The organism is Sporosarcina sp. FSL W7-1349 (assembly GCF_038003045.1).
In the GTDB taxonomy this organism is placed as follows: Bacteria; Bacillota; Bacilli; order Bacillales_A; family Planococcaceae; genus Sporosarcina.
This window is the reverse complement of the sequence record NZ_JBBOOK010000001.1, coordinates 781,399-793,101: the sequence shown is the minus strand read 5'-3', so window position 1 is coordinate 793,101 and position 11,703 is coordinate 781,399. Positions and strand designations below refer to the sequence as shown.

General features: G+C 39.7%; 12 protein-coding genes. 4 read left to right on the top strand and 8 right to left on the bottom strand.

The window, feature by feature from the left end:
• Positions 1–4 precede the first annotated feature (4 nt).
• Both MKY41_RS03965 and MKY41_RS03960 read right to left on the bottom strand, forming a co-directional pair.
• Positions 5–1,150, bottom strand: a complete 1,146-nt coding sequence (locus MKY41_RS03965) for an SPFH domain-containing protein (RefSeq protein WP_340743803.1) — start codon at positions 1,148–1,150, stop codon at positions 5–7.
• A 227-nt stretch (positions 1,151–1,377) separates the two neighbouring features.
• A complete protein-coding gene (locus tag MKY41_RS03960) occupies positions 1,378–2,235 on the bottom strand; it encodes a DUF2935 domain-containing protein (RefSeq protein ID WP_340743802.1) in 858 nt (285 codons plus the stop codon).
• 124 nt (positions 2,236–2,359) lie between these two features.
• Here MKY41_RS03960 and MKY41_RS03955 point away from each other — a divergent pair, with 124 nt between their 5' ends.
• From MKY41_RS03955 to MKY41_RS03945, 4 genes are all read left to right on the top strand, one after another.
• Positions 2,360–3,946, top strand: coding sequence for an FAD-dependent oxidoreductase (locus tag MKY41_RS03955; protein WP_340743801.1), 1,587 nt, complete (start codon positions 2,360–2,362; stop codon positions 3,944–3,946).
• Between the two features lie 592 nt (positions 3,947–4,538).
• Complete coding sequence (locus MKY41_RS20760; RefSeq protein ID WP_445683320.1) at positions 4,539–4,619, top strand: putative holin-like toxin; 81 nt, start codon at positions 4,539–4,541, stop codon at positions 4,617–4,619.
• Between the two features lie 416 nt (positions 4,620–5,035).
• The gene (locus tag MKY41_RS03950; protein WP_340743800.1) at positions 5,036–5,608 is read left to right on the top strand and encodes a DUF6434 domain-containing protein; all 573 of its coding nucleotides are present in this window, start codon (positions 5,036–5,038) and stop codon (positions 5,606–5,608) included.
• A gap of 82 nt (positions 5,609–5,690) precedes the next feature.
• Positions 5,691–6,062 carry an rRNA methyltransferase gene (locus MKY41_RS03945; protein ID WP_340743799.1) on the top strand — a complete coding sequence of 124 codons (372 nt, stop codon included), beginning with the start codon at positions 5,691–5,693 and terminating at the stop codon, positions 6,060–6,062.
• A 285-nt stretch (positions 6,063–6,347) separates the two neighbouring features.
• Here the strand turns inward: MKY41_RS03945 and arsC are convergent, their stop codons facing one another.
• The 6 genes from arsC to MKY41_RS03915 form a co-directional block, all read right to left on the bottom strand.
• Entirely contained in the window at positions 6,348–6,749 is a 402-nt protein-coding gene (gene arsC / locus MKY41_RS03940; protein WP_340743798.1) for an arsenate reductase (thioredoxin), read from the bottom strand.
• 15 nt (positions 6,750–6,764) lie between these two features.
• The gene (locus MKY41_RS03935; RefSeq protein WP_340743797.1) at positions 6,765–8,060 is read right to left on the bottom strand and encodes an arsenic transporter; all 1,296 of its coding nucleotides are present in this window, start codon (positions 8,058–8,060) and stop codon (positions 6,765–6,767) included.
• Between the two features lie 41 nt (positions 8,061–8,101).
• Entirely contained in the window at positions 8,102–8,548 is a 447-nt protein-coding gene (locus MKY41_RS03930; protein WP_340743796.1) for an ArsI/CadI family heavy metal resistance metalloenzyme, read from the bottom strand.
• Between the two features lie 63 nt (positions 8,549–8,611).
• Positions 8,612–8,917 carry an arsenical resistance operon transcriptional regulator ArsR gene (arsR, locus tag MKY41_RS03925; RefSeq protein WP_340745630.1) on the bottom strand — a complete coding sequence of 102 codons (306 nt, stop codon included), beginning with the start codon at positions 8,915–8,917 and terminating at the stop codon, positions 8,612–8,614.
• A gap of 164 nt (positions 8,918–9,081) precedes the next feature.
• A complete protein-coding gene (locus MKY41_RS03920) occupies positions 9,082–10,653 on the bottom strand; it encodes a hypothetical protein (RefSeq protein WP_340743795.1) in 1,572 nt (523 codons plus the stop codon).
• A gap of 38 nt (positions 10,654–10,691) precedes the next feature.
• On the bottom strand, positions 10,692–11,690 hold the full coding sequence (locus tag MKY41_RS03915; RefSeq protein WP_340743794.1) for an ATP-binding protein: 999 nt from the start codon (positions 11,688–11,690) through the stop codon (positions 10,692–10,694).
• Between the last annotated feature and the right edge of the window lie 13 nt (positions 11,691–11,703).

Sequence of the window (11,703 nt, the reverse complement as noted above, 5' to 3'; positions counted from 1 at the left end):
CCCATTATTCGTCCTTTTGGAGATTTTCTCCGCAGTCACCACAGAATTTGGCAGTGGCGGAATTCGTTTTCCCGCAGGAAGGGCAGATTGATTCCGTCGCTTGCTTCGTTCCGCATTGTCCGCAGAACTTAGCATCCGCCTCGAGTTCCGCCTGGCATTTGATGCAGGCGGTTTTTGGCTGTTGAACTGATTGACCACATTCGCCGCAAAACTTGGCAGTCGGGTTGACCGGGGCCTGACAATGCGGACATGGAATTTTTTCCGCTTGCGGGGCGGCGGGGGCTTGCTGCACACTGTTGAACGCATTTGCCATAGCATTGCCGAGGGCGGCACCGGCGCCAAGTCCCGCCCCGGCGCTCACCAAGCCGCCGGATTCATTGCGCGCCACATCCCGCAACGCTTCTGCCGCCTGGTATTGCGTGTACTGATTCATATTGCCCAAAACGCCCATCGTCGTCCGCTTGTCCATCGCGCGCTCCACTTCTTGCGGAAGCGATAGGTTTTCGATGTACAAGGAAGTGATTTCGAAGCCGAATGCTTGGAAACGGGGCTCCATCTTTTCCTTGCCCTTTGCGCTGAATTCATCGTAGTGCATGGCGAGATCCAAAGCAGGAACGTTCGACTCGGCGAAGAGATCTGACAACCCGCTAAGGACCATCTTCTTCAAATGGCTTTCGATGCTGCTCGTGTCATAAGAGGCGCTTGTCCCAAACAATTCCCGAAGGAAAACGACAGGATCGGCTACGCGATAGGAGTAGATGCCGTACCCCCGCAACCGGATGACCCCGAAATCCGCATCACGCATCATGATCGGATTCGACGTACCCCATTTCCGGTCGATGAACTGCTTCGTGTTAATAAAATAGACTTCCGCCTTGAACGGGGAATCGAATCCATGTTTCCACGATTTCAATTTGGTCAAAATCGGCATGTTCTGCGTATAAAGTAAGTGGTGGCCTGGACCGAATACATCCGCGATTTCCCCTTCATTTACGAAAATCGCCACTTGGGATTCCCGCACAGTCAGGGAAGCCCCCATCTTGATTTCATTTCCTTGGACCGGGAAGCGGTAGACCATCGTATCGGAACTTGAATCCGTCCACTCGATCACCTCGATGAGCTGGCTCTTAAAAAAGTTGAAGATTCCCATATGTATCCTCCTCGTGTCTAATATTCTACGGCTAGTATAACATATAAATTTTGGGCCAAAGCCCCGTTTCCTTGTTGGCATAGGGGAGGGGGCGGCCGCTATCATCTGTCTTCCTTATACGGAGCAGCTTCCTGAAAAGATTCACTTAGAGAAGGATGCCTAGCACCAAACATTAAAAAGCCGCCCCGCATCCATGTCAATTGGATTTGTGGGGGCGGCATAATGGATTACGTTATTCTCTCATCTTCCAGGTTCCTCCAGAGATGATGGGCTTCCCGTGCTATATGTTCCAATAAATCCGGAGGAGAAGTAGTGGCAATTGCACATTGTTTGATAAGGGCATCCAGTTCTAGTTTAAACTCTTCCAAACTTTTGGCTTCTTTAATAATCATTTCCTTGAAATGCGCTAAAATGGGAAGTTTTTCATTGCGTGGCCTTCGGATCATTGTTTTGAGTGCGGTGGCCTGCATTAACAGACGCTCAAACTTCTGCATCATCTGGGTCACTTGAAAGTTTACTTCGTAATTCGAAACGTCCGAATAATGCCGAATATAGCCTAAATGATCTGCCATCTGCCTTAACCAAAAGACAGTTTCATGGATAATTGCGTCTGACGGGGAAATTTGACGACCGCTTTCCATTAATTTATACACTTTTTGCGACTCTTCGGATTCACGTACCATGTGATCCAGCAGGGAGATGGGCGTAGATATAATAACTTCACAATGTAAGGATTTATCCATCGTATACGCTAGCAGGCTGTGGAATTCCCGAGAAGCATGTTGAGCTTCCTGAATCAATGTACCGAGATCACCTGTTTTCGATTCCGCCTTTTGCCAAACTGCACCTAAACGCTGAATGTTGTTCAAGTTGGCACGGGCCAGCTCTGTTTCATAATGGCTTATTTCCCTGTCGAAAAATCGACCGTGATCATAATCGTTCCGCAACCAAAAGGCAATAATCCCGTAGGCATCCCTTTCATAGTTATCCGTATAAGCCAAAACACCCACCCCATTCCTTATAATGTAAAATTCTAAACCTCTATCTCTACTGTTTGGTAGCTCTCCCATTGGATAGTTACCCAATTGATTGTATTCGTCTCCCGATTTCTTTATGCAGAAACAGGGTTATGGCCGATGGATGGTTTAATCTGGCGGCGTAAGGGAATCCTTCCTTTATCTGTCTAAATACCGAATGGAGGCTATAATTGTGACCCAGAATCGTCATGAAAATGGAAAGCTGCCGCATAATGTGGAATCGTTTTGGAGGGCGGAGGTTGATTTTCCCGAGTTCCCTAGTTTGCAGGAGGATCTCTCTGTAGATATCGTGATCGTCGGAGCGGGGATTACGGGCATCACAGCCGCTTATCTTTTGGCGGAGGAAGGCTTGGAAGTTGCTGTGCTGGAAGCGGGACAAGTATTGAACGGAACGACCGGCCATACTACTGCTAAAATTACAGCCCAACATGACCTCATTTATGATGAATTCATCAATAATCTTGGTAGAAGCAAGGCGCGTTTGTATTACGAAGCGAATTCGGAGGCCCTTGCGTTCATCAAGGAAACAGTCGAGCAACACAAGATCGATTGTGACTTCAGTATGCAGGATGCGTACCTATACGTTACGACCGAACAGGGCGCACGGAAGATTGAAAAGGAAGCGGAAGCGTATGAAAAGATCGGAATCGACGGCGGGCTGGTGGACGTGGCCCAATTTCCTTTCCCCATTGCTAATGTACAAAATGTGATTGTCATGAAGGACCAGGCACAGTTTCATCCGACCAAATATCTCGTTCATCTCATCCAGTTGTTTTTGGAAAAGGGCGGGCGGATTTTTGAGGGCACGACAGCCGTCAATGTCGAGACGGGGGAACGTCCTGTCGTTCTGAGTAAAGAAGAACATCGGGTATCCGCCAAGCATGTGCTGGCTTGTACGCATTTCCCGTTTTATGAAGGAACGGGGCTTTATTCGACCCGGATGTATGCGGATCGGTCGTATGCTCTTGCGATTAAAACGAAAAAGAAATTTCCAGGCGGCATGTATTTAAGTGCAGATCAGCCCAATCGCTCGCTTCGTTCTGCGGATGATAACGGGGAAGAGTTGGTGATCATCGTTGGAGAAAGCCATAAAACCGGCCAAGGGAAAGATACGATGGACTATTACAAAGCATTGGAGGCGTTCGGAGAGGAAGTCTTTGGCATAGAAGAAGTCGTCTACCGATGGTCGGCGCAGGATTTGGTCACATTGGATAATCTGCCGTATATCGGGGCGTTGACGGAAGGGCAGTCCAACATCTTAATTGCGACCGGTTTCCGGAAATGGGGGATGTCCAACGGAACGGCCGCCGCCTTGCTTTTCCGGGATCTCGTCACGGGGAAAGAGAACCGGTTTCAGAAACTGTATTCACCTTCCCGATTTTACGTGCAGCCGAGCTTGAAAAATTTCCTTGTCCAAAATGCGAATGTGGTTGGGCAATTAATAAAAGGAAAACTGGACTCGCCGAGTACGAAACCCGAGGAGTTATCGAATGGGGAAGGGGCGGTCGTCACATTGGATGGGCATCGGAAAGGCGCCTATCGGGATGATAAGGGGAATATTCATATCGTGGACACGACTTGCACGCATATCGGCTGCGAGGTCGAATGGAACAGCGGAGACCGGACGTGGGATTGCCCTTGCCACGGTTCCCGGTTTTCCTATACGGGCGAAGTGATTGACGGCCCAGCGGAAAAGCCCCTGCAGAAATATGATTATACGATGCTGGATAACTTGACGTCGGAAGACTCTGGGTATTAAGAAGATACACTACAGTGGGAAAGGTGCACTGTAGTTTTTTGTTTTTTTAAAGTTTGAAGATTGTGCGAAATCCGAACGTCTGTATGGTGTGGTGGTAAGGTAATAGAACAGGTGACTTAAGGGTGGTCGGCTCATTCCTCGCAAGAAAGGTAACCTAAGTTCGCCGCGGCCTCAAGATGCCTTAATTTCTGCAAAAAGCGCAGAAATTAAGGCAAATCGAACCCTTCGCTGTTCGATTGCTCATGCTTACATTCGGAGCATTGATCGTATTGATACTGTCATTTAACCATAAAAAATAACCCATCCTTGAGTTAACGGCTCGTAAGGATGGGTCGCTTCAACCATTCACAGCCAATCCCCTTGAAGGGAACCTGCTATTACATCGGCCGTTTCAATGTTAGCGCATTGGACGGCCTCTTTTTAATTCTATACATTTGCTGACTTTAGTATACATCAAATTTTTCCTTACAACAAATAGTTTGAGTTAATAGATTAAACACTTACTAGAACGTCTGTATGGTATAATGGTAAAGTAATAGAATAGGGGACTCAAGGGTGGTCGGCTCACTCCCGTAAGAAGGGAGGTGATGCCATGTCAGTATATGAAGCATTGATGCTTATGTTTACATTTGGAGCATTGATCGTATTGATACTGTCATTTAACCATAAATAATAACCCATCCTTGAGTTGAGAGCTCGATCGGGATGGGTTATCCTTACCAATCAGCCGATTCCTTTGAAGGGAACCTGCTATTACATCGGCCGTTTCAATGTTAGCGCATTGGACGGCCTCTTTTTATTCTATTCATTTGCTTCTTTTAGTATACGTCAGATTTTGACGTCACACAACTTTTTTGAGTTTTTCATTCATACCCTGCAACGACCTGCGGCTTATTTGTAAGTGGATGGATTAAACGGAAGATCTGACACAAGAGACCTTTTCCAGGCAATCCAGTCGGCTTACTACGATGAGGAAACATTGGCTTTTTATGACTATTTAAAAAAGGAAAAACGGTAAGAAATGCTGTTTTTGACCGCGCGGAACAATTGTTCTATAATGAATTAATATATAGCGGGGAGCTGATTTTATTGAGACCGAATTTAACAAAGGATTGCAGTGTCGAGGATTTTCAAGATTTTTATTGGCTAAAGGAAGAACTACAAGCATTTTGCAGAGAACATGGACTAAGTGCTTCAGGCTCAAAAATAGAAATTGCCGATAGGATTGAAATATTTCTGCGAACTGGAGAGATAAAGAAACCGATCAGACAAGCAAGGATAAAAACAAAAATAGAGCATCAAGCAAATTTAAGTTTGGATACAGTTATCACCGAAAACCATCGCTGCAGTCAAGATGTGAGGGTCTTTTTCAAGACCGTTATTCCCAAATTTCATTTTTCTACATATATCCAAGCGTACTTTAAAAATAATGCAGGTAAAACGTATCGTGATGCTGTCAACGCTTGGTATGAGGAAGAAAATCGGAAGAAAGACCCTTCATACAAGAAAAGCATCGCACCTCAATTTGAATACAATCAATTCATTCGTGACTTTTTTGCAGATCCGAAAAACAAGGGGAAAAGTCGTGAAGAAGCGATTGAAGCTTGGAATCAAATTAAAATCCTGCCTGGCAGCAATCAATATATACTCACGAAAGATTAAGCAGACACGTCGCTGATGGCGTGTTTGCATCTTCCGAAGTTAGAGAAGTTCTTCTATAATGGACAAAGAGGAGTGATTCGCAATGTGGAAAATAGAAAATGGACAGCTGATCCACACGACAGATCAGTCGCGGGAAGCGTTTCGTACAAATATTAGCCAATCGTTGTTGGAGCAATTGGCGGAGCTTGCAGCAGAACACCGCACACATATAAATTATTTGCTTGAAGAAGGACTCATGAATTTATTAGAGCAAGGAACGATTGTGTATGATAAGAAATCCAGGCCGAAAGATCGTGTGCAGTACAAAACGACATATGATAAGGAGCTGCTGGAAAGCGTGAAAGTTTTTGCGAAAGCCAATCGTTTAAATGCAAATGACGTAATCGAGCATAGTGTAAACTATATCGATTTTGACAACGTGAAGAATCGTAATTTTAGGTATCGGATTGAGTGAAGGGGTGTTAATTTGGTTATTTAAAATAACGCCATGGTCATAATATAAATTATAAGAAGTTACGTATCAATGAAAAGTATACTTTGAACATTGAGATAAAACGCGAAAAATGTAAAAAGACAAGAAAGTCTAAACCATTTGGACAAGAAAGTCTAAACTCGCTGTTTTTTAAATTTTTTGAGACAAGAAAGTCTAAACTAAAAATTATTGCTAAATCTCGGGTGTTATTCTATTCAAGCAAGAATAACACCCGAGATTTATGAGTTAGTATATGCAAGTTGTTGCTTATTTCCCTGTTTCACCAAATCGTTTAATCCGTTCACCAATTTCGTCACGAACACGCTGAAATTCAGACCACTCTTTTCCAGCTGGATCATCAAAACCCCAGTGTTCCCGTTTAACATGTTGTGGTGTGATTGGACATTTATCAGCAGCATCTCCACATAATGTAACCACCAAATCAGCATTATTTAAAATTTCAGGATTAATAATATCTGATGTTTGACCGGAAATATCAATACCAGCTTCTTTCATGGCCTTTACAGCATTTGGGTTTATTCCATGTGCTTCTATTCCAGCACTGTATACACTCCACTTATCGCTTAAGTATTTTTTGGCCCACCCTTCTGCCATTTGGCTTCTGCAAGAGTTTCCAGTACATAAAAAATAAATTGTTTTATGGGACATGACTTATAGCTCCTTTTAGTTAAATGATAAAGAAAAGTATAGACCTAGTAAGGTAATAAATAGGATTGGGATCGTTAAAACAATACCTGTTTTGAAATATGTTCCCCATGAGATTTTAACCCCTTTTTGAGATAAAACATGGAGCCATACTAAGGTTGCTAACGATCCAATAGGAGTGATTTTCGGGCCTAAGTCGGAACCAATAACATTTGCGTAAATGAGTGCTTCCCTGATTGGACCAGATGTATTGGTTTCGGCAATGGCTAATGCGTCGATCATAACAGTTGGCATATTATTCATCAACGATGATAAGAAAGCAGCTATAAAGCCCATACCTATCGTTGCAACAAATAAACCTTGTTCAGCAGTTGCTTGAATGATACTAGCTAACGATTCAGTCAGCCAAGCATTTCCTAAACCGTAAACAACCACATACATCCCTATTGAGAAAAAGACAATTGCCCAGGGAGCCCCTGTTACAACGTTTTTTGTATTAACTGCAGTACTTCTTTGGGCCATCCATAAAAAGAAGATTGCAATGACCCCGGCAACAATTGAAACTGGTATTTGAGTGAATTCGCTTGAAAAATAACCAATCATTAATAACCCTAGCACATACCAAGAAAGGCGAAACATTTTAATGTCCTTAATTACCTCTGCTGGTTTTCTTAATTTAGACAAATCATATGTTTTAGGGATGTTTTTTCTAAAATAAACTAATAAGACTGTAATCGTCGCTATTATTGAAAACAAGTTGGGAACGATCATTCTTGAAGCATACTCTACAAAACCAATCTTAAAGAAATCGGCCGATACGATGTTAACTAAGTTACTTACGACGAATGGCAAAGATGTCGTATCTGCAATAAATCCACTAGCCATAATAAATGGGAAAATCATCTTCTCTTTAAAATTCAAATTACGAACCATTGCTAAAACAATTGGTGTCAAAATTAAGGCTGCCCCATCATTTGCAAAAAGTGCAGCGACGATGGCTCCCAAAATACTAATATAGACAAACATTTTAATTCCATTTCCCTTGGCAGCTCTGGCCATATGAAGTGCTGCCCACTCAAATAACCCAATTTCGTCCAAAATTAATGAAATAAGAATGATGGCCACAAATGATAATGTTGCATTCCAAGTAATTCCGATAACTTCAAGTACATCATTAAATCCAACTACACCTAGTAATAAAGCTAGGATAGCTCCCCCACATGCACTCCAGCCAATATTTAATCCTTTTGGCTGCCAGATAACTAGAATAAGTGTTGCTAAAAATATTGTTGTTGCTAATATCGCTGTAACCACTATTTTTACCCTCCGTCACTCAAATGGTACACATACCCTTACTAACAGCAAGAACTGCCTGTACCCCCATCAGAAGACGCACAGCAAGGTGTGGAAGGTATAGTTTCTATTTTATGGACTTCACTATCTGCTTTTGTAAAGAAAAACTCCCACTCATTCCCGTCTGGATCGGTCACCCAAAATTTATCTTGCACGGCATAACAACACGTTGTATCCATCTCATCTCGTGCGAAGAATCCTTCTTTTTCGAGTCTTTCCTTATGGGTTATAATTTCTTCACCTGTTTCAACTTGAAAACCAAAATGGTTGACCTGATTACCTTTCACTTCATCCCGAACGTTTAGTGTAAAGTTTAGTCCAGGGCTTTCTAGTAAAAACTTTGCATAATCAGTTTTTACCTTAGCAGGTTCTACTCCAAATACTTTTTGATAAAATTCAATGGATTTCTCTAAATTTATAACATTAATTCCAACGTGAACATATTTCATGAACTATACCTCCAATGGCTTAATATTATTAATCAAAAAAAGTTGATTTAAGCTTCAAAAAAATTAGCAGCAGCTTCCTTTTCCAGTCTTTCTAAATATGCAACATAGTTCTTCCGATAATAAATTATTTACTTCATCATCGTTTAAATCGTAATAGCTCCATGTTCCTTTTGTTTCCTTTGTTAACAAGTTTGCATCCAATAAAATTTTGAGGTGATAAGAAAGTTTTGATTGTGTCATCCCAAAAGTTTCTGTTAAATCACATACACACGTTTGCCCTTTTTGACAAAGCTCATACATGATTTCTAATCGCTTTTGATCAGCTAATGCTTTAAATTTTTTTTCGTATCGCTCAAATTGATTTGTCATTGTATTCATCTACAGCTTCCCTTTCATCAATTTTTTTTGATGTTTAAATTATATACAAAATGATTGTGTAAATGCAAACAGTAAATCAATTTTTTTTGATATACTAAATAAGTGTGAGAGATTTTCCTAAAATATTATTATGGATAAAAACAGATTTCCTAGTATTAGAATCGAGATATTTCACCTAAAACAATATCAATTGGTGATTTGTATGGCGGATAATGTTTCCTTTGATTAAAAGGGCAAGCGTAATTTTCACTTATATCCTGAATAACACTCTTCATGTGATCAATGCGATTATCCGGAAAGTAAAAACTTATTTCTTCATTTGAGTTTTTTGGTATTTTAGCAACGTACATGGGTATGCAATCATCCGGATAAATATACTTATACTTCTCCGGGTATTGAATTACCTCTAGCCATTTAATATAACGTTCAATTAATAGGTGAGAAATAATTTTGTCAAGAATATATTTTATGCCACTAATGTTGTAATTCATGATATTAAATTCAAAGTCTCTTGCGATAGGATTTAATATTTCTTCTAAATGTGTCATGAAAGTGCCTTGAGGAAAAATATTAAACTTTTCAGTTATACATTCAAATCCATAAGTTTTTGATATATTATTTCGTCGCTCTATTTTCCAAGAGGCATCAATGCCTTCACATTCCAATTTCCATGAGATAAATGCCAACGCATGAGGACATATATCGCCGTTTTGTCTTGCTTTGTTAAAGATTTTCACACATTTGCTGTGTTCTTTTATAGTTTTGCGTAGAATATATCGGGTTATAGCTTTATATATAATTCTAGTTTGTTTATAAATTTCAAAGTAAATACTGTCGTCCTTATGTTTTTCTGTGAAATTATTGGAGGAGAATAGATAAGGAAAAGCTTCTGTATAGATATCTTTTAATTGTTGATAATTATTTTTAATATTAAAGATACCAGCTTGTGAAGAAATTTTTATAGCTTCATTGTTTAAAGCGTCTTCAGCGTCTTCGCTAAAGGCCTTAACCAATAATTTTGGTATAAACCTTAGATAATCTTTATTATCTACTACTTGATACTTTTCATAGTTATCAAAAGGATATATTACATAATATTTATGAACTTTATCCTTTGATAATTTAAGCCACGAGCTTATTGTTTTATTTTTTATTTTAGGTTTCTCGGTCCAAGATGAAAATATTGATCTTATATTATCCGAGTTGAGAAAGTGGTGACCACAGTTGCAACGGAACGCCTCTTTTTGGGATCTGTTAATAAGATATTCTGGCATTAATTGATTACATTTTTCACACCTATCCATCAATTCTTGTTCAGGATGAAAAGCACAGTGATCAAACATTCTAAGTTGGTGTAAAATACTATGATATCCTCTACTTAAACAAATGGGACAATAGAATAAATTAGATTGATAATAATTACCGACATGCTTAATATGAGGAGTTATGTGCATCACTTTATCTACTAAGTTGTCATGATACACTTTCAGATCCATTCCAATAATATTTTTGCTCACTTTGGAATCCATGCCCATAAAAGAAATCAAACTGCGATGACGGCTGCCAGCATTAGAAATATTTTTTAAACGCTTAACATTTTCATTTCCGACTAATTCTAAAACGGTATTTCCATCAATGGCATTAGCCCACATAAACTTTTCAAGTATTCCCCAAGGCGATTCATACTCTTGCATCCAATCAGTAGACCAAGTAAATTGAGAGGTCACATCTTTTCGCCACCTTTATCAAAATGATGTAAACTTTACTAATTAATTTGATATAGTTCTGATTGGATATACCCAGAATTGTTGATAGCCTCTTCCCAATGAGCTTTTTCTAACATTGGCAAATCTAAACCGTTATTTCCAAATCGTCTTAAAGCATATTCGATTGTTAGAGTCACATATTGCATTGGAATTTCTACCTTCTGCGGTAATCCATATTCCCTTCTTAAATCAATAAAAACTTGAAATAATTCTTCGGTAGAATGTTGTAACCTATAACCTCTAATAAAAGCGTCGTCAAAAAAATATTTTGTAAAGGACCAATTGCTATTTGAAGGATATTCACAGTATTCGTCATATCCCATTAAACAAATTCTTAAATCATTTAAAGTTTCAATTCCCTTAAATTGATATTCTTGGCTCATAAAGCGACCAACTATTTGAAATTTCTCACCACTAATAAATGCTGATCTTTGATGAACCAATTCTTTTTGCCCAACTAAAATAGTAGTTAGGGTTATTCCATAATGGTCTAAATCATTATACAGATCCATTAGCCAATCATAATAAATTTCGACAAGTCTTTGGGCATCATCTACGAAAAATATGATCTTATTATTGCCAGAAAGGTCTGCACGCTCTACTAGAAACCTTAGAAGTCTATTCCTTTTTACGTTTGACTTCCCATTTAAAATTATCGAATGTCCCACGGCATTTAATAAATCTTCAAAGAAAAAGTTTTCATTCGGATTCTTATATTTACGGCAATGAATGTGATAAATTGGCGTTTCTCCAAAATCTTGTGGCAAACAGTTTATTAAATATGATATAGCTCTGGTTTTCCCCAGTCTAGGACGACCATATATAATAGCACCCGGAATTCTATTTTCAACCCATTTTAGTACAGTCTGATACATTCTATCAATTTCATTTGTTGAGATTAAATATTTACCTGTTTCAATTGGATGTGTACCTTTGGGAATATAGGGTCTTCTGATTATGTCATTATCAATTTGATTAGATTTCATTGTTTCTGACATTTGTGAACCTCCA

Coding starts and splice junctions, on each gene's coding strand:
- MKY41_RS03965 (WP_340743803.1), bottom strand. CDS start 1,150: ATGGGAATCTTCAACTTTTTTAAGAGCCAGCTCATCGAGGTGATCGAG.
- MKY41_RS20760 (WP_445683320.1), top strand. CDS start 4,539: ATGTCAGTATATGAAGCATTGATGCTTATGTTTACATTTGGAGCATTG.
- MKY41_RS03945 (WP_340743799.1), top strand. CDS start 5,691: ATGTGGAAAATAGAAAATGGACAGCTGATCCACACGACAGATCAGTCG.
- arsC (WP_340743798.1), bottom strand. CDS start 6,749: ATGTCCCATAAAACAATTTATTTTTTATGTACTGGAAACTCTTGCAGA.
- MKY41_RS03930 (WP_340743796.1), bottom strand. CDS start 8,548: ATGAAATATGTTCACGTTGGAATTAATGTTATAAATTTAGAGAAATCC.
- arsR (WP_340745630.1), bottom strand. CDS start 8,917: ATGACAAATCAATTTGAGCGATACGAAAAAAAATTTAAAGCATTAGCT.
- MKY41_RS03915 (WP_340743794.1), bottom strand. CDS start 11,690: ATGTCAGAAACAATGAAATCTAATCAAATTGATAATGACATAATCAGA.